Origin of the sequence: Streptomyces sp. NBC_00086 (genome assembly GCF_026343255.1) — a bacterium.
GTDB lineage: Bacteria > Actinomycetota > Actinomycetes > Streptomycetales > Streptomycetaceae > Streptomyces.
Genome location: NZ_JAPELZ010000001.1, coordinates 3,766,954 through 3,792,078, shown reverse-complemented (window position 1 = coordinate 3,792,078; position 25,125 = coordinate 3,766,954). Strand labels below are relative to the sequence as shown.

Sequence of the window (25,125 nt, the reverse complement as noted above, 5' to 3'; positions counted from 1 at the left end):
CCGCGCAGGGTCAAATGATCAAGAAGGGAAACGCGGCCCGTCCGCATAACGGGCACTAAATCCACATAGCGGCCACAAACCGATCGGTTTCGGCCGCGCTGCCTGGCCTAAGGTGTCCGAAGCCCACAGATGGAGACGGACCCCTATGCCAGGCAGCGGCGCTGTCACCCGCAACACACTTCGCCAGCAGATCGCGGACGCGCTGCGTGACGAGGTGCTCGCGGGGCGCCTGGCGGCCGGGAGCGAGTTCACCGTCAAACAGATCGCCGAGCAGTACGAAGTCTCCGCGACCCCCGTCCGCGAGGCCCTCGTCGATCTCTCCGCGCAGGGCCTGCTCGACTCCGTCCAGCACCGCGGCTTCCGCGTCCGAGTCTTCACCGTGGACGATTTCCGGGGCATGATCGAGGCTCGTACGTTGATCGTGGAAGGCATCTTCCGCAGGCTCGTGGAACGCGGCACCGCCCCCGGCTCCGGGGAACGGCTCGTCTCGGTGCGCCGCCGGGCGGAGGAGGCGCGGCGGGCAGCGCTGAACGGCTCGCTCGACGTGCTGATCGGCTACGACCTGCGCTTCTGGAGGGAGCTGAGCGGGCTGGTCGGCAACATCTACATCTCCGAATTCCTGCACCGGATCCGGGTGCAGTGCTGGGTGTTCTCCGTGCCCTACCTGAAAGCGGAGCCGGACCTGCGCTCCGACCTGTGGGCCGGCCACAACGAACTGATGGACGCGGTGACCCGCGCGGACGCCGAGGAGGTACGACGCCTCGTGCACGCGTACAACCAGCACGGTCTCGACTGGGCCGCGGGCCTGAAGGCGGGCGGCGCGTGAGCGGCGAGAGCGCCGTGAGCGCCGGCCAGGAGAAGCAGGCCCCCACGACCCCCGCCGGTGAGCGCTGGCTCGGCGCCGTCGGACTGTCCGTGGTCATCCCGGCTCCCGTCCCGGAGCAGAACCTCACCGCCCTGCGCGAGCACCTCGACGCCCACTGCGGCACGGGTCCCGGGGCCTGGGAACTCATCGTGGTCACCGGCGACGCGGTTGCCCCGACGCCGGCCGCCGCCGCGGAACCCCGGATCCGGCTGATCCGCCCCGACGGCGACGGCGACGGCGACTACAGCGCCGGCAGCGGCAAGGGCGCAGCCCTCCGCGCCGGGGTGCTCGCCTCCACGGGCGAGCGGGTGCTCCTCACCGACGCCGCCCTCAGCACCCCGCTCGAAGAACTGGCCCGCCTCGAAGAAGTCCTGGACGCGAACGCGGGAGCGGACCTGAACCCGGCCCCGGACCCGGGCACGCACGACGACGCACCCCCCGCCGTGGTCCTCGGCCGCTCCCGCAGCCGCCTGGTCCGCACGCTCGGCATCCCCGGCATACCGGGATTCCGCGCCGACACCTGCGCCTTCGCCCTCTTCGACGGCGACCGGGCCCGCGCAGCCTTCGGCGCCTCCACCCTCGACGGACCGGCCATCGACGCCGAGGTCCTGCGCTGGGTCCGCCGCCAGGGCTGGCCCGTGGCGGAGGTCGAGCTTCCCGTGCACCGCGGCCGCACCCGGAACGCCCCGACCCCGGCCCCGACCCCGGCCCCGCGCCCCGACCGCCGCCGCGCCCTCGGCGACCTGTTCCGCCTCAACGCCGGCGGCCTCACCGTGGCCGGCGCCTTCCTCCTGCTCTCCCTCTACGTCTTCCAGGGCCTGTGGACGGACCTCGACGGCGCCTACCTCGCGGACGCGCTCCAGGACCAGAACCAGTGGGAGTGGTTCGTCGGCGTCACCACCGACAACATCACCCACCTCCGCAACCCGCTCTTCACCCTCTCCCAGGGCATGCCCGACGGCGTGAACCTGATGGCCAACGCCACGATGCTCGGCCTGAACGTCCCGCTGATCCCGGTCACGCTGCTCTTCGGCGAGACCGTCACCTTCGCGCTGGTCCTCACGCTCGGCATGGCCGCCAGCGCCTGGACCTGGTACTGGCTGATCCGGTGCCGCTTCGTGCGCAGCCGCTGGGCGGCCGCCGCGGGCGGGGCGCTCGCCGCCTTCGCGCCGCCGATGGTCTCGCACGCCAACGGCCATCCGAACTTCGTCGTCCTCTTCATGATCCCGCTGATCATCGACCGGGCCCTGCGCCTGTGCGAAGGCCACCGCGAAGGCCCCCGCGCAGGCCGCAGTGTGACGCGTGACGGGGTACTGCTCGGGCTCTTCGCGACGTACCAGATCTTCATCGGCGAGGAGCCGCTGCTCATCGCCGCGCTCGGCATGCTGGTCTTCTGCCTGGCCTACCTCCTGGTCGCCCCCCGCCGCGCCCTCGCCGCCGCGCGGCCGCTGGGCTCCGGTCTGGTCGTGGCGCTGGCGGTGTGCCTGCCGCTGGTGGCCGTACCGCTGTACTGGCAGTTCTTCGGCCCGCAGAGCTACCACTCGGTCCTGCACGGGGACAACGCCGGGAACAGCCCGCGCGCCCTCATCGAGTACGCCTCCCGCTCCCTGTTCGGCGACCCCGAGACGGCCGGGAAGCTCTCCCTGAACACCACCGAGCAGAACGCCTTCTACGGCTGGCCCCTGCTCGCCTTCGGCGTCGTCGTGTGCGTGTGGCTGTGGCGGAGCAAGGCCGTACGGGCCCTCGCGCTCACCGGCTTCACCGCGCTCCTGCTGTCCCTCGGACCGTGGGTGCCCGTACCCCGTACCGAGATCGTGCTGCCGGGCCCCTGGCGCCTGATGATCAAGCTGCCGCTCTTCGAGTCGGTGATCGAGGGGCGCGTGGCGATGGTGTGCGCCCCCATCCTGGGCATCCTGCTCGCCCTCGCGCTCGACCGGATCATCCGGCTGCCCGAGCGGGAGCTGCGCACGCTGGGCCTGCTGGGTGCGGCGGCCGCGCTGATCCCGGTCCTGCCGCTGCCGCTGACCGTACGGGACCGCGCGCCGGTGCCCGCCTTCATCACCTCCGGGGACTGGAAGGGCTACGTCAAGGACGGGGAGGCACTCGTTCCGGTACCGCTGCCGGACCCGGGCCAGGCGGACGCGCTGCACTGGCAGGTCGAGGCGGACTTCGGCTTCCGCCTGGCCGGCGGCTACTTCAACGGCCCGTGGGGACCCGATCGGATCGGCATCTACGGGGCCACCCCGCGGCACCTCTCGAACCTCCTGCGCGACGTCCGCTACGGCGCGCAGCCGCCCGAGGTCGACGCCGGCTGGCGGACGCAGGCCCGCCAGGACCTGGAGTTCTGGAAGGCCGGCGCGGTCGTCCTGCCCTTCCAGGACCGGGACGGGGAGCTGCGGGGCCTGATCACCGGGCTGCTGGGCCGGGAGCCGGAGCAGGTGCGCGACGTATGGGTCTGGAGGGTGGGCCCGGGGGAGCCGTAGGCCCGGATCCGGCGCGGTTCTCGTCCCCCAGGTTCTGCTCACCCCTTCGCTGAGCGTGTCCGGCGCACTACGCTGGCCCGATCGGCGACAACGACTGATCGGAGGCCGAGTGGCCTGTGACCTGTGGCTGGTCCCCCTTGTCGACGTGCTGTGCCACAGCCCCGACAACCCCTTCGCGGAAGAGATCGCCTCGTACGACAAGGCGCTGGGCGAGGCCGGACTGCCGTCCGTGCCGGTGTTCGCGTACATGCCGGGGCTTTCCGGGGACGTCGCCCCGGTGGCCGGTTTCGACTACGACGCCCTGCACTTCCTGCGGCGGGCGTACCTGCTCCAGATCTGCGGACTGCCGGTGACACCGGTGGACGAGCTGGGCGGGGACTACGAGCAACTGCTGGAGATGTTCGAGCCGACGGCGCAGCAGTCGCACCTGGTGTGGCACTACGACCACGCGGGGGCCTACGTCCCCGTCGACTTCGCCTACCCGCTGGCCAACGAGGAGCTGCTGGCCGGAGGCGGGCCGCTGGGGTCCGCGCAGGGGCTCCTGCGCGAGCTGGCACTGGTGGCTCCCGCGATCGGGATAGACCCCCTGAACCCGCCGCTGGCTCCGGCGCCCCCGGGGCGGCCGACGTCGCTGGAGGAGCCCGCCGGGCCGATCCCGTACGACGACAGCCCCTTCGCGCGGGAGCGGCACGTATGGCTGGGCCTGCACGCGGCCGCGACCCGGAGCCTCGGCCAAGGCTCGATGATCATCTTCAGCTGACGCGGGCCGTACGGGGTGGGGCCGGCGCCGCCGCGACGCGGAGCCGGCCCCACCCCGTCAGCGCGGCTGCTCCGGCGGCCGCTGACGGGGCATGTTCGGGCGGGTGCCCGGGGGGAGCGGGAAGCGGGCCGGCGGGACGTACGCGTCCGAGCGGGATCCGCCCGCGCCCAGGGACTGCATGACCAGCGGGGCGGGGCCCGAGCTGAACTCGACCATCCACTCCGCGGTCTCCGACCGCACGAGCTCGGTCACGTCCTCGGAGAACCGGCGCAGCACGGTCAGACATCGCTCCGCGGCCTCGCTGGCGGTGCCCTCGGTCGGGCCCAGGATCTCGCGCACGTTCTCCGTGGCCCAGTCGAACTGCAGGGTCTGCAGTCGCCGCTGCACGGCCTGCGCCGTCGCCACGTCCCGCATCCAGCCCGAGGTCAGGCCGAAGAACCGGTCGCAGCCCAGGCAGGCCGCGCCCAGGAGCAGCGCGAGATAGCCATACGAAGCCGCCCCGGACACCGAGCCGGTCAGCTCCAGCAGCGGCATCGCGGCGCCGGTGACCGCGCCGGCGGCGGCCCCGATCCGCAGGATCCGGGCTCCCCGGCGCTTCCACGCCCGGTCCGACAGGTACCACTCGGCGGTGCGCAGCGCGTCGGCCTCGACCCGCCGGTAGAGCTCGTCGAGCCGCTCGGCGGGCTCGCCCCAGTCCCCGAGAGGGAACGGCCGGCCGGTAAGGTCGCCGTCCTCAGCGGGATCCCGGGGTGGCCCCTCGGGCTGCATCTCCGGCTGACTCACCCGGGCACTCCCTCTGCCTGCGCTGAACGTGTGGTGGTGCGCGTGTGCGCAATGGTGCGCATGCTCTTCCTACCTTCGAATGACACGGGGTGGGCGCCGATTCCCGGGATTTCCGCCCGCAAGGAGGGCGCCATCAGGTACGCGTACGCCCCGTCTCTCACTCGAAAGAGTTGGTCCTCACGGCGTAGGGCGCGGCGCCCGGGGAGCACGTAGGCTCGGATTGACCAAGCCGCCGGTGCTTGGCCCGACGCTACGGAGTGAGTGACCTGTGATTCCCGGTGGTGGCATGCCCGACATGCAGCAGCTGCTCCAGCAGGCCCAGAAGATGCAGCAGGACCTCGCCGTGGCGCAGGACGAGCTGGCGCGCACCGAGGTCGAGGGCCAGGCCGGCGGCGGCCTGGTGAAGGCGACCGTCACCGGTTCCGGTGAACTGCGCGCGCTGGTGATCGACCCCAAGGCCGTGGACCCCGAGGACACCGAGACGCTCGCGGACCTGGTGGTCGCGGCGGTCCAGGCGGCCAACGAGAACGCGCAGGCGCTCCAGCAGCAGAAGCTGGGCCCGCTGGCGCAGGGCCTGGGCGGCGGCAGCGGCATCCCCGGCCTGCCCTTCTAGATCCGACCTCCGGGACCCGGTAGCCGGCCCCGTTACGAACTTCAGAACCGAAAGAAGGCAGTCCGTTGTACGAAGGCGTGGTCCAGGACCTGATCGACGAACTGGGCAGGCTGCCCGGCGTCGGGCCCAAGAGCGCGCAGCGGATCGCCTTCCACATCCTGCAGGCCGAGCCCACCGATGTCCGCCGCCTCGCGCACGCGCTGCTGGAGGTCAAGGACAAGGTCCGGTTCTGTGCGGTGTGCGGGAACGTGGCGCAGGAGGAGCGGTGCAACATCTGCCGCGATCCGCGCCGCGATCTGACGGTCATCTGTGTGGTCGAGGAGTCGAAGGACGTCGTCGCGATCGAGCGGACCCGCGAGTTCCGGGGCCGGTACCACGTCCTCGGCGGCGCGATCAGCCCGATCGAGGGCGTCGGCCCGGACGATCTGCGCATCCGGGAGCTGCTGGCGCGGCTCGCGGACGGTTCGGTCACCGAGCTGATCATCGCGACCGACCCGAATCTGGAAGGCGAGGCGACCGCCACCTACCTCGCCCGCATGATGAAGCCCATGGGCCTCAAGGTCACCCGCCTGGCCAGCGGGCTCCCCGTAGGGGGAGATCTGGAGTACGCGGACGAGGTCACGCTCGGGCGGGCCTTTGAAGGAAGGCGACTTCTCGATGTCTGACGCAACGCTGCACGCCCTGGGACAGGATCCGGACGATTTCGCGGCTTCGATCGCGGATCAGATCGAGTCCTTCATCGTCGCGGTCACCGAGGTGGCCAAGGGCGAGGACCCGGACAGCGCGGTGCCCTTCCTCCTCCTGGAGGTGTCCCAGCTGCTGCTGGCGGGCGGCCGGCTCGGTGCCTACCAGGACGTGCTGCCCGACGAGCGCTACGAGCCCGACCTGGGCCCGGAGCCGGACGTGGACGACCTGCGCGAGCGGTTCGCGGTGATGCTGGAGCCGGTCGACGTCTACTCGGAGGTCTTCGACCCCTACGAGCCGCGCAAGGCCCCGGTCCCGCACCGGATCTCCGACGACCTGGCGGACGTGGTCGCCGACCTGCGGCACGGGCTCATCCACCACCAGTCGGGCCGGATCACCGAGGCGCTGTGGTGGTGGCAGTTCTCGTACTTCACCAACTGGGGACCGACGGCATCGGCCACGCTGCGCGCCCTCCAGTCACTGATCGCGCACGTCCGCCTGGACCAGCCGCTGGCCGCCCTGGACGGGCTGGACACGGACGAGGACATCACGGAGGAGGACCTCGCGGAGCAGGCCGGGCAGGTCATGGCCGAGGAGCTCGGCGGACTCGGCCGGAAGTAAACGCCCCGGTCGGGGAACGTTTACGGTGATCTTTTCGTCTCATGATGTGGTACGAGGCGGTCGTATTGCGGCCGCTCGTTAGACTGCACCAGCAATGAGACGGACTGAGCGAGGAGCGCACGTGGGCCTTGTCGTGCAGAAGTACGGAGGCTCCTCCGTAGCCGATGCCGAAGGCATCAAGCGTGTTGCCAAGCGGATCGTGGATGCCAAGAAGAACGGCCACCAAGTGGTCGTCGTGGTTTCCGCGATGGGCGACACGACGGACGAGCTGATCGATCTCGCCGAGCAGGTGTCCCCGATGCCTGCCGGGCGCGAATTCGACATGCTGCTGACCGCCGGAGAGCGGATCTCCATGGCCCTGCTGGCCATGGCGATCAAAAACCTGGGCCACGAGGCCCAGTCGTTCACCGGCAGCCAGGCAGGCGTCATCACCGACTCGGTCCACAACAAAGCGCGCATCATCGATGTCACGCCGGGCCGAATCCGCACCGCGCTGGACGAGGGCAACATCGCCATCGTCGCCGGCTTCCAGGGCGTGTCGGCGGACAGCAAGGACATCACCACCCTCGGCCGGGGCGGCTCGGACACGACCGCCGTCGCGCTCGCCGCGGCGCTGGACGCCGAGGTCTGCGAGATCTACACCGACGTCGACGGCGTCTTCACCGCGGACCCCCGCGTCGTGAAGAAGGCCAAGAAGATCGACTGGATCAACTCCGAGGACATGCTGGAGCTCGCGGCCTCCGGCTCCAAGGTGCTGCTGCACCGCTGCGTCGAGTACGCGCGCCGCTACAACATCCCGATCCACGTCCGCTCGTCCTTCTCGGGACTGCCGGGCACCTGGGTCAGCAACGAGAATCCGCAAGGGGACGAGCCGGTGGAGCACGCCATCATCTCCGGAGTCGCTCACGACGTCTCCGAAGCCAAGATCACGGTCGTCGGCGTCCCGGACAAGCCGGGTGAGGCCGCGGCCATCTTCCGCGCCATCGCGGACGCCGAGATCAACATCGACATGATCGTGCAGAACGTGTCCGCCGCCTCCACGGGCCTGACGGACATCTCCTTCACCCTCCCCAAGGCCGAGGGCCACAAGGCCATCGACGCCCTGGAGAAGGCGAAGGGCACCATCGGCTTCGAGTCCCTGCGCTACGACGACCAGATCGGCAAGATCTCCCTGGTCGGCGCGGGCATGAAGACCAACCCGGGCGTCACCGCCTCGTTCTTCCAGGCGCTGTCCGACGCGGGCGTCAACATCGAGCTCATCTCCACCTCGGAGATCCGCATCTCGGTCGTGACCCGCCAGGACGACGTCAACGAGGCCGTCCGCGCCGTGCACACGGCCTTCGGACTCGACAACGACAGCGGCGACGAAGCCGTCGTCTACGGAGGCACGGGACGTTGATCACGGCGGCGGCCCGGTCCGCCCCGGCTCCGGCACTCGCCGTGGTCGGGGCGACCGGAGCCGTCGGCTCCGTCCTGCTCCAGATGCTGTCCCAGCGGGCCGACGTCTGGGGCGACGTACGCCTGATCGCCTCCTCGCGCTCGGCCGGCCGCCGGCTGACCGTGCGCGGCACGGAGACCGAGGTGCTCGCCCTCACCGAAGACGCCTTCGACGGCCTCGGGGAGGGCGACATCGCGCTCTTCCTGACCCCGGCCGAGGTCTCGGCCCGGTGGGCTCCCCGCGTCACCGCGCGCGGGGCCGTCGTGGTGGACCAGTCCGCGGCCTTCCGCGAGGACCCCGACGTACCGCTCGTGGTGCCCGAGGTGAACGGGCACGCGGTACGGATCCGGCCGCGCGGGATCGTCGCCGGGCCCGACTGCGTGACCGCCGCGATGATGGCGGCGCTGGGCGCGCTGCACGCCGAGTACGCACTGGCCGAGCTGGCCGTCTCCACCTACCAGGCCGCGAGCGCCGCCGGCCGGGCCGGCTCGGAGGCACTGCGCCGTCAGCTGTCCCTCGTCGCCGGCAGCTCCCTGGGGGAGCACCCCGGGGACGTGCGCCGGGCCGTGGGCGAGGACACCGGGCCCTTCGCGGGTCCGCTCGTGCTCAACGTGGTGCCGTGGTCGGGGGAGCTGCGCGAGGACGGCTGGTCCTCGCACGAGCTGGCCGTACGGGCGCAAGTGCGCCGGATCCTGGACCTGGCGGAGCTGCCGGTGTCCGTGACCTGCGTACAGGTACCCGTACTGACCGGCCACTCGCTGACCGTACGGGCCCGGTTCGAGGGAGCCGTCGAGGCGGCGCACGCCCGGGAGATCCTGGAATCGGCGCCCGGGGTGGTCCTCGTGGACGACCCGGCCGCGGGGGAGTTCCCGACCCCTTCGGACGCCGCGGGAACGGATCCGGCCTGGGTGGGGCGGGTGCGGCGCTCTCTGGACGACCCGCGGTCGCTGGAGTTCTTCGTCTGCGCGGACAACCTCCGGCAGGGTGCTGCGCTCAATGCCACACAAACTGCGGAGCTCATCGCGGCTGATTTTGGCTCTTTCACTTTGTAGGATCATCGTTAATCCCTTGATCGAGTGGATGGCCCGACGGCTGACGTCGTACGACGACGCGCGTCCGGGTGTGCGGCTACGCAAGAAGACGATGAGAATCCCGCCGATGAATCTGCCGTGCGCGTACAACCCTGACGGGGGCACGCGTGTCCAACTGGCGTGGCAGAAGCATTGCTGGAACTCCCCGTCATATCGGCGCGCACCGGGACGATCCCGGTCCCGTTGCGCCTGCGATCCCGCATGCCCGGTGGGTTCCCGGTGATCGTTCCCGTACCGCCCGCCGCCAAGACGTCCGGCGCCCCCCTGCTGCCCGGGGTGCCCGCAGCGTCCGGCGTCCGCCCGTCCCCGGCCAAGGACGGCCGCGTGCCGGGGCCGCGCGACAGCGCGGAGGACACCGGTGGCACGCAGGCGTCCCAGGTGGCCGCGACGGCCGAGGTGGCTCAGGCCGCCGAGATCGCCGAGGTCGTCGAGGTCGTCGCGGGGACCACCGTCGACCACCTGACGGAGACCTACCAGGCCCACTACCGCTCGCTCCTGGGCCTCGCCGCACTGCTCCTCGACGACACCGCCTCCTGCGAGGACGTCGTCCAGGAGGCCTTCATCCGCGTCCACTCGGCCCGCAACAGGGTCCGCGACCGGGAAAAGACGCTGGCCTACCTGCGCCAGACCGTCGTCAACCTCTCGCGCTCCGCCCTGCGCCGCCGCATCCTCGGCCTGAAGCTTCTGTCGAAGCCGATGCCGGACATGGCGAGCGCCGAGGAAGGCGCGTACGACCTGCTGGAACGGGACGATCTCATCAAGGCGATGCGCGGTCTCCAGCGACGCCAGCGCGAGGTGCTGTCGTTGCGCTACTTCGCGGACATGACGGAAGTCCAGGTCTCCGAGACCCTCGGCATATCACTCGGTTCGGTCAAGGCGTACGGATCGCGGGGCATTGCCGCGCTGCGGGTGGCGATGGAGGCTGCGCAAGCATGAACGAGGACCGCAAGACGAACGAGGACGAGGCCCAGGCGCTGCCCGGCCTGTCGGGCGGATCCGCCTCCGGGGGCCCGGAGGCCCTGATGGAGCTCCTGCGCGGCAAGCCGGGTACGGCGGACGAGCCCGGTAAGGCCGGTACGGCCGGTACGGCCGCGTCCGCCGGTTCCGAGCCGGGCGGCGCCGAGCCGGCCGCCGGTGCGGAAGCCGGCGGCACCGAGCCCGCCACGGCGGAGCCCACTGGTGCCGAGCCTGCCAAGTCCGAGCCCACCGCTGCCGAGCTCACCACTGCCGAGCCCGCCAAGGCGGAGCCCGCCGTCGCCAAGCTCGCCCTCGTCAAGACCCTGGCCTCCGAACCCGCGGGCGAGGAGGACGTGCTGCGCGATCTGCTGCGCGGGGCCGTCGGGGGGCTGGAGCCCTCCGGTGGCGCGCTGGAGCGGCTGCGGCACGCGGTCCCCGCGCGCCGGGTCCGCAACCGGCGGATCCTCGTCGCCGCGGCGGCGGCCGTGGTGGTGCTGGGCGGCTCGGTCCCGGTGGGCCTGCAGATGTTCTCCGGTGCGGGCGGGAGCTCCGACCGTTCCACCATGGCGGGCCACGGCCAGCAGGGCGGGAACTCGAAGGACGGGTCCGGCCTGCACCAGAACGGCTCCGGCTCCCGTCCGAAGCCCAAGCGGTCCTCCGACAAGGACAAGGACAAGGACAAGGACGCGCAGGACGGCGGCGCCAGCTCCTCGCCGACCCCGCCGGGCGGCTTCCCGAGCGCCGGCGGGGCGGACATCACCCCGCCCGGCGCCCCCTCCCCCCTGCCCGGCACCAGCGGCAGCGTCGGTGGCGGTGCGGTCCCCCCGCCCGCGTCCTCGGACGTGCCCAACTGCACCCAGAGCCAGGTCGGCGTGGCGGGCAGCACCCGGGCCCCGTCGGCCGGCGGCAAGATCTACGGCAGTTTCAAGGTCACCAACGTGTCCTCGCGCAGCTGTACCGTCCGCGGCCCGGAGAGCTTGGCGGCGGGCCCGGCGTTCGAGGGCGGGGCCGCGGTGACCGTCGTCAACCACGTCACGGGCGATCCGGCGACCGGGCTGCTGCCCGACCCGTCGGTGGAGACCTTGCGGTTGGTGCTCGCGCCGAACGCGACCTACGAGGTCCGCTTCGCATGGGTGCCGCCGGAGGGCGGCTGCCCCGCCGCGGGCGGGTCCGGGGACGCCAACTCGTCGGAGGGCGCCCCGGGCGCCGAGGCGGGCACCGGCCAGGCCCAGACTCCGCCGCTCGGTGCCCTGGTGGCCCACACGCCCAACACGCTCGGTCCGGACGGCCCGACGACGCAGCTGACCATCGCCGAGGCGTGCGGGGGAACGGTCTACCGGACGGGCGTCATCCCGAACAGGTAGGCCGCTACGCCGAGCCGGCCCCGGCCTGGGCCGGCTCGCCCGACGGGGTCTCGGACGCGGCCGCAGTCCCGGACTCGGTCTCGGTCTCGGTCCCGGTCCCGGTCTCGGTCCCGGTCTCGGTGAGGAGGCCCGCCTCCGCATCGCGCAGGGTCTCCACCTCGCGCCGGTACAGCCGGAACCACATGAAGAGCACGAACGCGGCGAAGACGAACCACTCGCCGGTGTAGCCGAGGTTCTGGAAGGCCTTGAGGTCGAGCCCGGTGTTGGCCGGAGCCCGCGCCGGTACCGGGGTCATCCCGTCGGCGGGCGTCTGCACGGTCAGCCAGGCGTCGTACAGGCCGTACGGCACGATGTTGACGAGCGAGGCGGCCCCGATGACGCCGAGCTGCCCGGCCGGCAGTCCGCCCGCGGAGTAGACGCCCTTGCTGGTGGAGTTCTCCGAGGCCTGGAGCGCGCCCGTCACCTCGACCCGGCCGGCCGGCGGGGCAGGGGCCCGGCCCGCGTCGGCCGCTCCGGGCAGCCACCCGCGGACCACGGGTACGGCCTTGCCCGTGTCGGTCCTGAGCAGGGTCAGGACGTAGAAGCCGGACTTCCCGTCGAGCCGCCGTTCGGGGACGAGCAGCTGGTCGGCGTACTCCCCGGAGACGGAGGCGAGCCGTCCGGAGGTCCGCTTGTCCACCGGGAGCAGCGAGTCCAGCGGCGCGGCCGCCTGTTCGGCGGGGCGTGCGCTGGTCGCCTCCTTGTGGGTGTCGACGCGGTCCTCGAACCGGCCGAGCTGCCAGCTCCCCATGAACAGGCAGAAGGGAACGCCGAGCGCGACGAAGACGTTGATCCCCCACCAGCGCGGGGTCAGGAGAAACCGGTGCACCCCACCACCGTACGGGGGGTGCACCGGATCGCCGGTGCCGGGGCCCGTCGCGGGCCTACCGCGGCAGGTGCTTCAGCACGAAGTCGATCTCCATCCGGACCTGCTTGATCCGCTCCTCGACGACGAGCGAGCCGTGCCCGGCGTCGTAGCGGTACACCTCGTGCTCCGCCCCGCGCGCCACCAGCCGGTCGACGTAGTTCTCGATCTGCTTGATGGGGCAGCGCGGGTCGTTGAGCCCCGCCGCGATGTGCACGGGCGCCTTCACCGCGTCCACGTAGGTCAGCGGCGAGGAGGCCTCGAAGCGCTCCGGGACCTCCTCCGGGGTGCCGCCGAAGAGGGTGCGGTCCAGGGACTTCAGCGCCTCCATCTCGTCGTGGTACGCCGTCACGTAGTCGGCGACCGGTACGGCCGCCAGCCCCACCGCCCAGGCGTCCGGGTGAGTACCGAGGCCCAGCAGGGTCAGGTAGCCGCCCCAGGAACCGCCGGACAGCACCAGGCGCGCCGGGTCCGCGAGCCCGGAGTCCACCGCCCATTCCCGTACGGCTTCGACGTCCTCCAGCTCGATCAGGCCGACCCGGTGCTTGAGGGCGTCGGTCCACTCGCGTCCGTAGCCGGTCGAACCGCGGTAGTTGACCCGGACGACCGCGAAACCGTGGTCGAGCCAGGCCGCCGGGGTCGCGGCGAAGGCGTCGCTGTCGTGCCAGGTGGGCCCGCCGTGGATCTCGAAGATGGTGGGGAAGGGGCCCTCGCCGTGGCCGGCGGGCCGCTGGGCGAGGGCGTGGATCCGCCCGCCCGGCCCTTCCACCCACACGTCCTCGACCGGTACGGAGCCCGGCGGCCGGAAACCGGGAGGGTCGAGCACGACCCCGCCCGCGGTCGACCGGATGACGGAGGGCTCGGCCGCGGAGGACCACTGGTACTCCACCGACCCGTCGGGCCGCGCCGTCGCACCCGACACCGTCCCCGGAGGCGTGTCCAGCCGTACGAGCTCCCGCGCGGCCAGGTCGTAGCGGAAGAGCTCGCTGCGCGCCTCGTAGCCGTGCTCGATCAGCAGCGCGGACCCGTCGGGGTACCACTCGGCGCCGACGTCGCCCGGCAGGTCGACGGCCAGCCCTTCCTCGGTGCCCGCGGCCACGTCCCACACCATCGGCTCCCACCGGCCGCGCCGCTGGTGGCCGACGAGCAGCCGGGTGTCTCCCTCGACGGGCGCGAAGCCGAGCACCATGAGGCCCAGCTCCTCGGTGCCGCCCTTGGAGTCGTCCAGCTCGGCGACCGCTTCGCCGTCCAGGGTGATCACGCGCAGGGCCGAGTGCATCGCGTCGCCGTGCTCGGTGTGCTCGACGGCGAGCAGGGTCCCGTCCCGGGACAGGTCGCCGACGCCGGCCGACTCGCGGTGCCGGTAGACGACGGCCGGCTCGGATCCGTCGGGCCGGACCACGTGGATCGTGGTCCCGTCCTCGTCGGTGGAGCGCCCCACGACGGCCGTCCCGTCCCGTCCGATGGCCAGCCCGGCGGGGTACGAGGCCTCCAGCCCGGGGGTGGCCGGCTCGTCGGGGCCGCCCGCGAAGGGCTGGCGGACCCAGGTGCCGAACTCGTCGCCGTCGGTGTCGGAGAACCACCAGACCCATTCGCCGTCGGGGGAGAGGGTGCCGTCGGTGGTCCCGTTGGGCCGGTCGGTGGCCTGCCGCTGGGCGCCGGTGGCGCGGTCCCAGGCGTACAGCTCGTAGGTCCCGGTGGCGTTGGAGACGAAGAGCGAGCGGTCGGGCGCGTCCTCGGCCCATTCGGGCAGTCCCACGCGCGGGGCCCGGAAGCGCTTCTCCCAGTCGGGCACGGCGGCGGCGTTCGTGTCGGCGGTGGCGTCAGTCATGCACCCCATGTAACCGGATCGGCCGCGGCCCGGCCCCCGAGATGCCGATGGGGCCGAACGGGCGCAGGGTGGTTTGGGTACGCGGTCCAGCGTACGAGGCTGCGTGGAGGAGTGACGGTCATGGCGAAGAAGGCGCGTACCGGCAAGCCGTCCCACCATGATTCAGAGCGTGCGATGGCGAAGAACACGGCGGCCGAGGCGCGCGCCAAGGCCGCCGTGCGCGATGTGCAGTCGGTCTCCGCGAAGACCCGGGGCATGCAGCAGAAGGCCCAGGCGAAGCGGGGTTGAGCCGTAGGCTGACGCGATGCGGATGATCGTCCGGGGCGCCCGGCTGCTGCACGGCGAAGGCCTGCACGACATCGAGGTCGCGGAGGACGGGCGGATCGCGCGCGTGCTTCCGTACGACGACCAGAAGGAGCCGCCGGCGACGGGGGTGCTGATCGAGGCGCACGGCGGCCTGCTCAGCGCGCCCTTCGTCGAACCGCACATCCACCTCGACACGGCCCTGACGGCCGGGGATCCGCGCCCCAATGTCTCCGGGACCCTGTGGGAGGGCATCGCCTGCTGGAGCGAGCGCAAGAAGACCCTGACCCGCGAGGACGTCATCGCGCGGGCCACCGAGGTGCTGCGCTGGCAGGCGGCGCAGGGCGTGCTGCACGTGCGCACGCACTGCGATGTCACCGACCCGGCGCTGACCGCGCTCGACGCGCTGCTGGAGGTGCGCGACCGGGTGCGGGACGTGATGACCCTGCAGATCGTCGCCTTCCCGCAGGAAGGCATCGTCTCCTTCCCCGGCGGCGAGGCGCTACTGCGCGAGGCCGTCCGGCGCGGGGCCGACGTGGTCGGCGCGATCCCGCACTTCGAGGACACCCGGGAGGACGGGGTGGCCTCGCTGGCCGTCGCCTTCCGGCTCGCCGAGGAGCAGGGACTGCGGGTGGACGCGCACTGCGACGAGATCGACGACGAGCAGTCCCGGTTCGTGGAGGTGCTGGCCGCCCACGCCCTGCGCTCGGGGCTGCGCGGGCACGTGACGGCCTCGCACACGACGGCGATGGGCTCCTACGGCGGCGCGTACAGCTTCAAACTCCAGCGCCTGCTGGCTCGTTCCGGCATCAACCTCGTCTCGAACCCCTTCGCCAACCTCAACCTCCAGGGCCGCTTCGACGCCTACCCCAAGCGGCGCGGCCTCACCCAGGTCAAGGAGATGCTGGCGGCGGGGGTCAACGTGGCCTTCGGCCACGACGACGTGATGGACCCCTGGAACGCGCTGGGCACCGGAAACCCGCTGCAGACCGCCCTCGTCGGGATCTACGCCGCCCAGCTCACGGGGGCGGACGAGATCCCGGTGGCCTTCGAGATGGTGACCGAGCGCGCGGCGCGCGTCCTGGGCCTGTCGCCCTCGGAGTACGGGGTCCGCCAGGGCAACCCGGCCTCCTTCGTACTGCTGCCGGCCGAATCCCCGACCGAGGCCGTCCGCCGCCAGGTCCGCCCCCGCTACGTCGTCTCGCGCGGGACCGTCCTCGCGGAGACCCCGGCGGCTCCGCCCCGCCTGCTGGCCTGGCCGGGGGATGAGGGCCCCTCGGAGGTGGACTTCCGGCCCCGCCTGCGCTGAGCGCCCGTGCCCCTTGTGCCGTGTGCCCTTGTGGCATCGCGGTCAACCCGCTCGACCGGCGGGGCCGACACCGCGGGGTTCCGGTGGCCGGCGGGGTCAGAAGAGTCCCAGGGCGTTGTCCAGGGACCAGACCTGCCAGCCCATCGCGAAGAAGGCGACCGCGGAGATCAGGGCCATCATCAGGTTCTGCCCCTGCTCGCCCCAGTCGTGGATCATCAGGATCAGGTAGACCAGGTTGAGCAGCAGCCCGGCGAGCAGGGCTATCGGGGTCAGGAACCCGACGATGAGGCCGAGGCCCAGGGCCAGTTCGGCGTAGGCGACGAGGTAGGCCATGAAGCGCGGGTAGGGCTTGACGACGATGTCGAAGCCGCGCGTGACGAACCCCCAGCGGTGCTTCTCGGCCACGCCGGCCGCCCAGCGGATGCCGCCTCCGCCGAACCAGTCCTTCTTGTCCTTGTGCCGCCAGCTCTCCAGCCACCACAGCCCGAGCCCGATCCGCAGAACGGCGACCCATTCGGGCCCGCCGAGCCAGATGGTCTGCATCCCCGGTTCCTTCCCTCGTTCCCTCGCAATGATCTGACGATGTGTCAGTTTCGGGGGAAGGGGAGGGCTGTGGCAAGGGGTTGGCGGACGGCATGCTTCAGCGGCACACGACGGAGACCGCCTGGACCTGGTTGTTGCCGAAGCCCCCGCGGTTCCACGGCTGCTGGACCGGCTGCGTGCGCCCCGAGGCGTCGGTGGCGCGGACCAGGAGGGTGTGGGTGCCCGGGACCGCCGTCCAGTCGGCGTGCCAGCCCTGCCAGGCGTACGGGTGGCCGCCCTGCGGCAGCGTGGCCGCGTCCGTCCAGCCGGCGCCCCCGTCGGTGCTCAACTCCACGCGCACGATGGGCCCGTAGCCCGACCAGGCTCGCCCGGAGAGCCGCAGGGGGCCGGGGCTCACGACTCTGGTGCGGGACATGAAATCGGGGAATCCGGGCGGGATCAGCAGGGCGCGCGGGGCGATCCGGGTGACGGGCTCGCCGGGTTCCTCGGCGCTCTGCTTGTACCGGTAGGCCGTGGCCTGCTGGTAGCCGCCGAACGCCGTGTCGACGAGCTCGATGTCGCGCAGCCACTTCACGTGCGCCATCCCGTACCAGCCCGGGACGATCAGCCGCAGCGGATGCCCGTGCTGGGGCGGCAGGGGTCCGCCGTTCATCGTGTGGGCGAGCAGCACGTCCTCGTCGACGGGCAGCGGCAGGCTGCGCCGGTAGTCCTGCTCGACGCCCCGCTCCACCCCGTGGTCGGCGCCCGTGAACACCGCCTCCACCGCGCCCGGAGCCGCCCCCGCCTCCGCGAGCACCGCGCGCAGCGGCACGCCCGTCCAGTCGGCCGTGCCCACCGCCTCCACCAGCCAGGGCTGGCTGACCGGCCGCGGGGACAGCCGGGCCCGCCCGTTGCCGGCGCACTCCATGGTGACCCGGCGGGTCACGGAGGGGAGGGTTCGCAGGTCCCGCAGGCTCAGGCTCAGGGGGCTCTGGAGGCGGCCGTGGAGGGTGAGGCGCCAGGTCTCGGCGGGGTCGTCGGCGCCTGCGTCCGTGCCTCCCGTGCTTCCCGTGCTTCCCGCGCCTCTCGTGTCGGGGATGTCGTAGTGCACGAGTACGTAGTGCAGCCCGGCCGGGGTGACCTCGTACCGCAGGGCCTCCAGCGGGAGCCCGTGGTTGCGCGCGGCGAGCGCCAGCTCGTCCTGGCCGATGCCCTCGCCGGGGGCGGCGATCCGGCCCGGGGGGCTGATCCCGGTGAGGGGGCGCTCCGCTGTGGGCTCCATGGGGTCATGGTCCCGCTGTGGCGGTGGACCGGCTACTCCACGTGCGGATCGGTTCAGTGGGCGGTATGAATTGATCTGTCCCTTATGTGATCGGAGTGAAGCGTGGACGACTATCCACTGCTCAACCTGTTCTGGACGATGCTGTGGCTGTTCCTGTGGGTCATGTGGTTCTTCCTGCTGTTCAAGGTGATCACTGACATCTTCAGGGACCACGAGCTGCACGGCTGGGGCAAGGCAGGCTGGCTGATCCTGGTGCTCCTGCTGCCCTACCTCGGCGTCCTCGTCTACCTGATCGTCCGCGGCAGGAGCATGAGCCAGCGCGACGTGAAGCAGGCACAGGCGAACGAGAAGGCCTTCCAGGACTACGTCCAGAAGGCCGCGGGTCCACGCAGCAGTCCGGCTGAGGAACTCGCGAAACTGTCCTCCCTCAAGGAGCAGGGCCACCTGACCCAACAGGAGTTCGACAAGGCCAAGGAGAAGCTGCTGGCCTGAGGGCTGCCCTGTCCTCCCCCTGAGGACTGCCCTCCCTGCCCACGGCACGGGGGCCGACCGCGAGAGCGCGGCCGGCCCCCGTTCGGGCGTTCCGGGTCAGGCGGCGGTGGCGGTGGCGTCCGTGTCCTCCAGCAGGTCGATCAGGGACGAGCGGGCCCGGGCCACGCGGGAGCGGACGGTGCCTATCGGGCAGCCGAGCATGAGCGCCGCCTCCGCGTACGGGAGGCCCATGAGCTGGGTGAGGACGAAGACCTCGCGCCGTTCGGCGGGGATCGCCGCCAGGAGCTCCGCGAGCGCGACGCCGTCCTCGAAGCCGGGTACGCCGCGGGGCTGGCTCTGCTCGGCCGCGGCCTGCCAGTCGTCTCTGTCGGCGATCTTGGGGCGGGCCGCCTTGTGGCGCAGGCTGTCCACCACCGTGCGCCGCGCGATGGAGAGCAGCCAGGTACGGGCGGAGGAACGGCCCTCGAAGCGGTGCAGGCTGCCGAGGGCGCGCAGGAAGGTCTCCTGGGTCAGGTCCTCGGCGGACTGCGGGTCGGCGCTGAGGTAGGCGACGTAGCGGCGTACGTCGTGGTGCAGGGCGCGCACGAACTGGTCCACCGCGACGGGATCGCCGTCACGGGCGGCCAGCGCGAGGAGGGTGACGGCCTCGTCGGGACCGGCCGTACGGCGGGTGGGGGTGGGGGTGGGGAGCGTCGTGGGGGCGGTGCTCGGGCGGGTGAGCAGGGCAGCGGTCATCGCCTGGTGTCCTTCTTGGGAATCCGGCCGGATTCGATGCCGCGTCGCGAGCGGTGAGGACAGCGCCGTGCCTGCGGCGACAGGGCTGGTAGCGGTGACAGGAGTGGCCGAAGTGGCCACGGTGACCGCAAGCCCGGAGCGCGGGCATCGCGCGGCCGGTGAACGGGTGGTACGGCCTGCCGGACGGCAGGACCGATGCCCGAGGCGCGGTACGGGTACGGGGTGCGGTTGTGCTGGGCCCGTGGCGCGTCGGGGAGCCGGCTGTCAGACGACAGCGATCCCGTGAGGTGGACCCCGTGAGGTGAGGGCGTCGGCGAGCAGCAGCCTGCGGGGCGTCCGGACCCGGTGGTTGCGCGCAAGGCGGACACGGGGCCGGTGTGCGGGCGCGGGGAGCCGGAAGATCAGGCGCAGCGGTACGAGGAACCGGGCGGCGACGGCGCGCAGGACGCGGAAGGCGCCGCGTTCCCCGTACGCGAGCCACAGGCCGCAGATCAGGGCCGCCAGGAGGTGGCCCGCGAGCATGCCCGCCGGTGACATGGAGGGCATGGCGTGGGCGGTCGGCATGGGCAGGGCCGCCACGGTCGAAGCGGAGGCGTCGGTCATCCCGTGCATGGCGTGCATGCCGTGCGTCCCGTGCATGACGTGTGTGGTGGCGCTGCCGGTGCCCTGCGGCGCAGGCGCCTGCGGGCGGAGTGCGGAGGGTGCGCAGAGCAGGTACTGGGCCCAGCGGCGGGCCAGGGAGGACAGGGAGGACAGGGAAGCCAAGGAGCCTAAGGAGGTGCCTGGTTCCGGTGGCCGCGCTGCCGCGGCCTGGGCCAGCGAGAACCCTCCGTGCAGGGCGGCCTGGACGCCGACGGTCGCGGAGACCACGGCCGCGAGGCCGCGCTCCCGCCCGGCGAGGAACCAGCCGGTCGCCGAGGTGGCGGCGAAGGCCGCGGCCATCGCCCACCAGGGGACGGAGGTTTCCGACATGAGGATGTGCCCGAGGGACGAGAGCAGCACGCAGGTGGCCGCGAACATCGCGGCCCGTACGGCTCGGCAACATCGACCCGGTGTCATGGCTGGGCCATCGTTGCACCGGCCGGGAGGGGGCGACAGAGGGCATCAGGTTTTCTCATCGTCCGGAAAACGACTGCTTCCGTTCTGTGGCGTGCGCCACAACGGCCGCTGGGAACTGGGGTGTTCGCTGGTCCGACTCCTGTTCCTGAAGTGATGGCCGGGTACTGAGGGCGAGTGGCGGGAACGGGGTGGGCGAGCGGTGGCTGACCGGAATGGGGCGGTGAAGACGTCCGGAGCGGCCGCGGGACCGGCGGGTGGTGGGGTGGGTGTGCCGACGGGTGGACTGACGGCTCTGCTTACCGGCGCCATGGCCTTCTCGATGCTCCAGCTGTTCCTGCTCGGTGCGCTCGGTCCGCGTCTGGTGCAGGAGTTGGGGGTCTCGCCCTCCCTGCTCGGCTGGACCACCACGGTCGGCTTCGGTACGGCGGCCGTGCTGTCGCCGCTCGGCGGCAGGCTGGTGGACCGGATCGGGCCGCGCCGTTCCCTCGTGCTCCTGCTGACGGTGTCCGCGGCGGCGCTCGCGCTGATCGGCGCCGCGCCCGGCCCCTGGTTCCTGCTCGCAGCCGTCGGGCTGGGGGGACTGCCCCAGGCCCTGGCCAATCCTGCGACCAACAAGGCGATCCTCGCCGCCGTGCCTCCCGGCCGTCGCGGGCCGGTGACCGGCATGAAGCAGTCGGGCGTCCAGCTGGGCGCCTTCGCCGCCGGGCTGCCGCTCACGGCACTGGCCGGCGGGATCGGCTGGCGCGGGGCGGTGTGGACGGCCGCCGCCACCGCCGCGCTGGCGGCGCTGTGGGCGCTGCGCGCCCTGCCCGCCGACCAGCGGGCGGCCCCGGCCGGACCCCGCGGCTCGCTCGTCCCGCGGGGCGACATCGCCTGGCTGGCGGTGTTTTCGCTGTTCCTGGGCTGCGGGATCGCCTCGGTCAACACGTACGTGGCCCTCTTCGGCGCACAACACCTCGGCATGGGCCCCACGGCGGCGGGCGCGCTGGTCGCGGTGCTCGGCGTCGCGGGCATCGCCGGGCGGGTCGGCTGGTCGAAGGCGGCCCGCCCGGGGCGCGCGGAATGGCTGCCGGGAGGCCTCGCAGCCGGCGCGGTCGGGGCGGCCGTCCTGCTGGTCGTGGCGCCGAGCGCGGGTCCGCTGGTGTGGGTGGCGGCGGTGGCCGTAGGGGTGTTCGCGGTATCGGCCAACGCCGTCTCGATGGTCCTGGTGATGCAGCGCTCCGCCCCCGGCCGGACCGGCCAGGACTCCGCCTTGGTCGCCGCCGGCTTCTTCACGGGCTTCACCGTCGGCCCCCTCCTTTTCGGGCCCTTCGCGAACTCCGGGCATTACGGGACGGGGTGGATGGTGGTGGCGGCGGAGTTCGGTGTGGCTTGTGGGGTGGGGGTGGCTTGGGCGGTGCGGGGGCGGGGGTAGGGGTGGGGTTAGGGGTGGGGGCGGGAGCAAGTGGGGCGGGGGCGTTGACGGTTCCGGGGGGCGTCCCGGCAGTCCAGTGTCCTTTCGGTGTGGGCCGGTCCCTCAAGGGCGCTCCCTTTGGTCGCGTCGCTTCGCGATGGCCTTCGGCCACCCTTGACCGACCGACCCACACCGAAACGCCACAAGACTTCCGGGATCCCCCCGGGGAATGGCCGGGGGGAAGTGACCGAGGGGCGGCCTCGTCTGAGATGCGCAGCCCCCTTTGGTCGGTGGGCATCCGGATAGGGCTCCGGCAGGACCGTGACCTCAGCCGGTACGGACGCGCGGGGCGATCAGAGCATCCAGGGCCGGGCGTCTGGACACCCTTCCCGTGACCGTCGACCGCCACCCCGAGCGCAAGGACGCTCACAAGCCCCTCAGGGCCGGTGGGCGCGACAGATCGCTACGTACTCTCGCTCGGCTTAGCGGCTGGCGACCGGCTGTGGCCGGGAGGGCGGTATCTGGCGTGAGCGGGGGGAGGAAGTGGCCGGTGACGGATGGGTGACGTGGGGACGGGTGACGTGGGGACGGGTGACGTGGGGGTGGGTGACGTGGGGATGGGTGACGTGGGGATGAGGGACGTGGGGATGGGGGACGTGCGGATGGTGGGTGTGCCGGTGGTGGGTGTGCGGGTGGTGGGTGAGTGGGCGGGGCGGGCGTTGGCGGAGGTGTTGGAGCAGGTGGCCGTCACGGCGGACGGTGTCGATGGGGGGCGGTTTCCGCTGTATGCGGATCCGGACACGGGGGAGTGGACGACGACCGGACGGGGGTCCTGGGCCGGTGGCTTCTGGGCCGGGTTGTTGTGGCTGAGGGCTCGCCATACGGGTGCCGAAGGCGACCGGGCCGTTGCCTCCGCCTGTACCGCGCGGCTGGCCGGGTGGGTGGATGCCGACACCTCCACGCGCGGGCTGATTCTTTGGTACGGGACTGCCTTGGCTGTCGAGGATTCCGGGGCGCAGGAGCTGCGGGCGAGGGCGGCCGGCGTCTGCCTGGCTGCGATGGACGAGGAACTCGGGCTGCTGCCCTGGGGATCGGCGTTCGGAGGTCCCCGACTGCTGGCCCGGGTGGACGGCCTGCCGGGCACGATCCCCCTGCTCGCCACCGTCGGCCCCGAGGCCGCGGCCTCGCACCTTCAGCGCCACCTGACCTTGTGCCTCCGGGACTCCGGGGCGGAGGTCCGCCGCGCCCTCGTACCGGCCTGGTCCTACGAGGCGGAGAGCGGCTGGCTGGCATGCGCGGAGCCGGCGCCGGGGTGGAGCCGAGGACCGGCCTGGCTGCTGCTCGCGCTGGCCGACGTACTACACCGCCCCACCGTCGCCGAGCACCTGCCAGGGCACCCGCGGGCACTGGCGGAACGCCTTGCCGCCGCATGGGCAGGCCCGGGGACCCCCCTCGTACCGCCCGCTGACGCGGCCCGCCCGGACGGCCCTGCGGACACCTCAGCCGCAGCCATCACGGCTGTCGCACTCCTGAAACTGTCCCTACTGCCCGGCCCTCGATCCGCGCAGTACGCGCACCGCGCGACGGAGATCCTGGAGCACCTGGTCGACCACCACCTCTCCCGGGGCCGACTGCTGAACGGCTGCTACGACGCGGACAAGGGACTCGCCGTCCACCACGAACTGGTCTGGGGCGACTTCTTCTTGGCACTAGGACTAGCCGCACTGACCGGGATGGCCGACCTCCACACCATCTGACCCCGCCCATTCCTCTACCCCGCACGGTCCGTCGTTCCTCCCACTCGCCGCAGTCGCTAAGCCGAGTGGGAGGGGAACCGGTCGCGTGCGGCTTATGTCCAGCCACGGCCGGTCGTTAGTCGCTAAGCCGAGCGAGAGTACGTAGCGATCTGTCGCGCCCACCGGCCCTGAGGCCCTCCTCATCCACCTCTCGCTCTGGGTGGCGGTCGACGGTCACGGGAAGGGTGTCCAGACGCCCGGCCCTGGATGCTCTGATCGCCCCGCGCGTCCGTACCGGCTGAGGTCACTGTCCTGCCGGAGCCTTATTCGGATGCCCATCGGCCGAAGGGGGCTGCGCAACTCAGACCAGGCCGCCCCTCGGTCACTTCCCCCCCGGCCATTCCCCGGGGGGATCCCGGAAGTCTTGTGTTTTTCCGTGGTGGGACGGTCCGTCAAGGGTGGCCGAAGGCCATCGCGCAGCGACGCGACCGCAGGGAGCGCCCTTGACGGACCGTCCCACCACGGAAGGACGCTCGACTGCCGGGACGCCGCCCGGCACCCACGCAGCCACCGCCCAACCCGCAGCACAGGCTCCCTACCCCCCATGCTCCCTACCCCCCAACACCCTCCGCGCCACCCCCGTGATGTGCAGTTCGTCCGGGCCGTCCAGGATTCGGGCCGTGCGGCCCGAGCGGTAGAGGGCGGGCAAGGGGGTGTCGGGGCCGAGGCCGGCCGCGCCGTGGATCTGGATGGCCGCGTCGGTCACCTGCTGGAGCATGCGGGCCGCGGCGACCTTGGCCAGGCCCACCTCCACGTGCGCGTCCCGTCCGGCGCTGATCCGGGCCACGGCCTCGTGGACGAGCGGCCGGGTGGTGCGTAGCGTCAGGAGCGACTCGAAGACGTGGCTCTGCACCAGCTGGTGGCCTCCGAGCGGACCGCGCGAGCCGGTACGGGAGTTCACGCGCTCACACATGAGGTCGAACGCGCGCTGCGCCTGGCCGAGCCAGCGCAGGCAGCGCAGGGTGCGGCCCAGTTGGAGCCGTTCCCCGGCGATGGCGAGGGCCCCTCCGCGTTCGCCGAGCAGGTGGTCGGCGTCCACGCGCACCCGGTCGAACTCGATCTCCCACTGGCCGGACGCGCCCAGCACCGGCAGCTCCCGTACCACCCGGAAGCCCGGCGCCGAGGTCGGGACGACGAGCAGCGACAGCCCCGTACGGTCTCCCGGCTGCCCGTCGGTGCGGGCCAGGACGGTGACCAGATCGGCCTCGGCGGCGTACGAGGTGAACCACTTGCGGCCGGTGACGGTCCAGCTGCCGTCCGGCTGTTCCACCGCGCGCGTGGCGGTCAGGTACGGGTCGGTGCCGGGTGTCTCCGGGTCGGTCATGGCGTAGCAGGCGCGCAGCTCGCCGGACGTCAGCCGCCGCGGGTACAGCGCGCGGACCCGCTCGCCGCCGTGCCGCCACAGCATCGTCGCGTCCAGCAGCGGCGCCGACCCCAGCGCGGCAGGTCCGTGGTCGCTGGCCCCCTCGACTTCGGCCAATAGCGCGTAGCGCGCCAAGTCCATCCCCTGGCCGCCGAGTTCCTCGGGAAGCGGCAGCGCCCACAGGCCCGCCTCCTTCGCGCCGGCCTGGAGCTCCCGCAGGGCCGCCGCCGCGGCGGGGCCGCCCGCGTCGAGGACGGGCTCGCGGGGCATCACCCGCTCCCGCACGAACTCGGCCACCCGCGCCCGGGTCCTCAAGTCCACATCGGGCCGGGCCTGTTCGCCCGGGGTATCCGGTCCACTCCCTCCAGCCCTCGCCATTCGGTTTTCCACCACTTTCCTCCAGCCCGCCGGGAACCCGTGGGAACAGCAGTCCGACTGCCTTCCCGTGGAACTGGTCGGGCGGGCCCGCCCCTTGGT

23 protein-coding genes are annotated in these 25,125 nt (G+C 72.3%); 15 read left to right on the top strand and 8 right to left on the bottom strand.

Features of this window, described 5'->3' with window-relative positions; all coding sequences use genetic code 11:
• Positions 1-145 precede the first annotated feature (145 nt).
• The 3 genes from OG276_RS16835 (at position 146) to OG276_RS16825 (ending at position 4,108) form a co-directional block, all read left to right on the top strand.
• Positions 146-826 carry a GntR family transcriptional regulator gene (locus OG276_RS16835; RefSeq protein WP_266906295.1) on the top strand — a complete coding sequence of 227 codons (681 nt, stop codon included), beginning with the start codon at positions 146-148 and terminating at the stop codon, positions 824-826.
• Positions 823-3,348, top strand: coding sequence for a glycosyltransferase family 2 protein (locus tag OG276_RS16830; RefSeq protein WP_266906293.1), 2,526 nt, complete (start codon positions 823-825; stop codon positions 3,346-3,348). Before OG276_RS16835 ends, OG276_RS16830 begins: the two co-directional genes overlap by 4 nt.
• A gap of 109 nt (positions 3,349-3,457) precedes the next feature.
• Positions 3,458-4,108 carry a hypothetical protein gene (locus OG276_RS16825; protein WP_243330640.1) on the top strand — a complete coding sequence of 217 codons (651 nt, stop codon included), beginning with the start codon at positions 3,458-3,460 and terminating at the stop codon, positions 4,106-4,108.
• Positions 4,109-4,165: 57 nt separating this feature from the next.
• Here OG276_RS16825 and OG276_RS16820 read toward each other — a convergent pair whose 3' ends face one another.
• Positions 4,166-4,891, bottom strand: a complete 726-nt coding sequence (locus tag OG276_RS16820; protein WP_266906291.1) for an SLATT domain-containing protein — start codon at positions 4,889-4,891, stop codon at positions 4,166-4,168.
• Positions 4,892-5,159: 268 nt separating this feature from the next.
• Between OG276_RS16820 and OG276_RS16815 the strand changes: the two genes are divergently transcribed.
• From OG276_RS16815 to OG276_RS16785, 7 genes are all read left to right on the top strand, one after another.
• On the top strand, positions 5,160-5,504 hold the full coding sequence (locus OG276_RS16815) for a YbaB/EbfC family nucleoid-associated protein (protein ID WP_250744897.1): 345 nt from the start codon (positions 5,160-5,162) through the stop codon (positions 5,502-5,504).
• Between the two features lie 65 nt (positions 5,505-5,569).
• On the top strand, positions 5,570-6,169 hold the full coding sequence (gene recR, locus OG276_RS16810; RefSeq protein WP_243330636.1) for a recombination mediator RecR: 600 nt from the start codon (positions 5,570-5,572) through the stop codon (positions 6,167-6,169).
• On the top strand, positions 6,162-6,809 hold the full coding sequence (locus OG276_RS16805; protein WP_266906275.1) for a DUF5063 domain-containing protein: 648 nt from the start codon (positions 6,162-6,164) through the stop codon (positions 6,807-6,809). The genes recR and OG276_RS16805 overlap by 8 nt, the downstream gene beginning before the upstream one ends.
• A gap of 121 nt (positions 6,810-6,930) precedes the next feature.
• Positions 6,931-8,208 (top strand): aspartate kinase, encoded by a 1,278-nt coding sequence (locus tag OG276_RS16800; protein WP_266906273.1) that lies wholly within the window; start codon positions 6,931-6,933, stop codon positions 8,206-8,208.
• Positions 8,205-9,299: an aspartate-semialdehyde dehydrogenase gene (locus tag OG276_RS16795; protein ID WP_266906271.1), complete on the top strand. Its 1,095-nt coding sequence runs from the start codon at positions 8,205-8,207 to the stop codon at positions 9,297-9,299. Before OG276_RS16800 ends, OG276_RS16795 begins: the two co-directional genes overlap by 4 nt.
• A gap of 240 nt (positions 9,300-9,539) precedes the next feature.
• Complete coding sequence (locus OG276_RS16790) at positions 9,540-10,274, top strand: SigE family RNA polymerase sigma factor (RefSeq protein WP_266912886.1); 735 nt, start codon at positions 9,540-9,542, stop codon at positions 10,272-10,274.
• Entirely contained in the window at positions 10,271-11,659 is a 1,389-nt protein-coding gene (locus tag OG276_RS16785; RefSeq protein ID WP_266906269.1) for a hypothetical protein, read from the top strand. Before OG276_RS16790 ends, OG276_RS16785 begins: the two co-directional genes overlap by 4 nt.
• Before the next feature lie 4 nt (positions 11,660-11,663).
• On the opposite strand, the gene OG276_RS16780 is transcribed toward OG276_RS16785, so the two are convergent.
• Positions 11,664-12,527, bottom strand: coding sequence for an SURF1 family protein (locus OG276_RS16780; RefSeq protein WP_266906268.1), 864 nt, complete (start codon positions 12,525-12,527; stop codon positions 11,664-11,666).
• Between the two features lie 55 nt (positions 12,528-12,582).
• Entirely contained in the window at positions 12,583-14,394 is a 1,812-nt protein-coding gene (locus OG276_RS16775) for a prolyl oligopeptidase family serine peptidase (RefSeq protein WP_266906266.1), read from the bottom strand.
• 120 nt (positions 14,395-14,514) lie between these two features.
• Between OG276_RS16775 and OG276_RS16770 the strand changes: the two genes are divergently transcribed.
• A complete protein-coding gene (locus tag OG276_RS16770; protein ID WP_266906264.1) occupies positions 14,515-14,682 on the top strand; it encodes a hypothetical protein in 168 nt (55 codons plus the stop codon).
• Positions 14,683-14,698: 16 nt separating this feature from the next.
• On the top strand, positions 14,699-16,006 hold the full coding sequence (gene codA / locus OG276_RS16765) for a cytosine deaminase (RefSeq protein WP_323182340.1): 1,308 nt from the start codon (positions 14,699-14,701) through the stop codon (positions 16,004-16,006).
• 96 nt (positions 16,007-16,102) lie between these two features.
• Here codA and OG276_RS16760 read toward each other — a convergent pair whose 3' ends face one another.
• Together OG276_RS16760 and OG276_RS16755 are read right to left on the bottom strand one after the other, a co-directional pair.
• Positions 16,103-16,549, bottom strand: a complete 447-nt coding sequence (locus OG276_RS16760) for a DoxX family membrane protein (protein WP_266906263.1) — start codon at positions 16,547-16,549, stop codon at positions 16,103-16,105.
• A 97-nt stretch (positions 16,550-16,646) separates the two neighbouring features.
• Positions 16,647-17,810, bottom strand: a complete 1,164-nt coding sequence (locus tag OG276_RS16755; protein ID WP_266906261.1) for a sulfite oxidase — start codon at positions 17,808-17,810, stop codon at positions 16,647-16,649.
• A 102-nt stretch (positions 17,811-17,912) separates the two neighbouring features.
• Here OG276_RS16755 and OG276_RS16750 point away from each other — a divergent pair, with 102 nt between their 5' ends.
• The gene (locus OG276_RS16750; RefSeq protein WP_266906259.1) at positions 17,913-18,302 is read left to right on the top strand and encodes an SHOCT domain-containing protein; all 390 of its coding nucleotides are present in this window, start codon (positions 17,913-17,915) and stop codon (positions 18,300-18,302) included.
• A 96-nt stretch (positions 18,303-18,398) separates the two neighbouring features.
• Here the strand turns inward: OG276_RS16750 and OG276_RS16745 are convergent, their stop codons facing one another.
• Positions 18,399-19,037, bottom strand: coding sequence for a sigma-70 family RNA polymerase sigma factor (locus tag OG276_RS16745; protein WP_266906257.1), 639 nt, complete (start codon positions 19,035-19,037; stop codon positions 18,399-18,401).
• A gap of 264 nt (positions 19,038-19,301) precedes the next feature.
• Complete coding sequence (locus OG276_RS16740; RefSeq protein WP_266906255.1) at positions 19,302-20,096, bottom strand: hypothetical protein; 795 nt, start codon at positions 20,094-20,096, stop codon at positions 19,302-19,304.
• A gap of 268 nt (positions 20,097-20,364) precedes the next feature.
• Here OG276_RS16740 and OG276_RS16735 point away from each other — a divergent pair, with 268 nt between their 5' ends.
• Both OG276_RS16735 and OG276_RS16730 read left to right on the top strand, forming a co-directional pair.
• On the top strand, positions 20,365-21,510 hold the full coding sequence (locus OG276_RS16735) for an MFS transporter (protein ID WP_323182339.1): 1,146 nt from the start codon (positions 20,365-20,367) through the stop codon (positions 21,508-21,510).
• 971 nt (positions 21,511-22,481) lie between these two features.
• Complete coding sequence (locus tag OG276_RS16730) at positions 22,482-23,246, top strand: hypothetical protein (RefSeq protein WP_323182338.1); 765 nt, start codon at positions 22,482-22,484, stop codon at positions 23,244-23,246.
• A gap of 574 nt (positions 23,247-23,820) precedes the next feature.
• On the opposite strand, the gene OG276_RS16725 is transcribed toward OG276_RS16730, so the two are convergent.
• The gene (locus OG276_RS16725) at positions 23,821-24,945 is read right to left on the bottom strand and encodes an acyl-CoA dehydrogenase family protein (RefSeq protein ID WP_266906253.1); all 1,125 of its coding nucleotides are present in this window, start codon (positions 24,943-24,945) and stop codon (positions 23,821-23,823) included.
• Positions 24,946-25,125 lie beyond the last annotated feature (180 nt).

Excerpts from the sequence above, each read along its gene's own strand:
- OG276_RS16835 (WP_266906295.1), top strand. The coding sequence starts at position 146 with ATGCCAGGCAGCGGCGCTGTCACCCGCAACACACTTCGCCAGCAGATC.
- OG276_RS16805 (WP_266906275.1), top strand. The coding sequence starts at position 6,162 with ATGTCTGACGCAACGCTGCACGCCCTGGGACAGGATCCGGACGATTTC.
- OG276_RS16790 (WP_266912886.1), top strand. The coding sequence starts at position 9,540 with ATGCCCGGTGGGTTCCCGGTGATCGTTCCCGTACCGCCCGCCGCCAAG.
- OG276_RS16785 (WP_266906269.1), top strand. The coding sequence starts at position 10,271 with ATGAACGAGGACCGCAAGACGAACGAGGACGAGGCCCAGGCGCTGCCC.
- OG276_RS16775 (WP_266906266.1), bottom strand. The coding sequence starts at position 14,394 with ATGACTGACGCCACCGCCGACACGAACGCCGCCGCCGTGCCCGACTGG.
- OG276_RS16770 (WP_266906264.1), top strand. The coding sequence starts at position 14,515 with ATGGCGAAGAAGGCGCGTACCGGCAAGCCGTCCCACCATGATTCAGAG.
- codA (WP_323182340.1), top strand. The coding sequence starts at position 14,699 with ATGCGGATGATCGTCCGGGGCGCCCGGCTGCTGCACGGCGAAGGCCTG.
- OG276_RS16760 (WP_266906263.1), bottom strand. The coding sequence starts at position 16,549 with ATGCAGACCATCTGGCTCGGCGGGCCCGAATGGGTCGCCGTTCTGCGG.
- OG276_RS16755 (WP_266906261.1), bottom strand. The coding sequence starts at position 17,810 with ATGGAGCCCACAGCGGAGCGCCCCCTCACCGGGATCAGCCCCCCGGGC.
- OG276_RS16745 (WP_266906257.1), bottom strand. The coding sequence starts at position 19,037 with ATGACCGCTGCCCTGCTCACCCGCCCGAGCACCGCCCCCACGACGCTC.
- OG276_RS16740 (WP_266906255.1), bottom strand. The coding sequence starts at position 20,096 with ATGACACCGGGTCGATGTTGCCGAGCCGTACGGGCCGCGATGTTCGCG.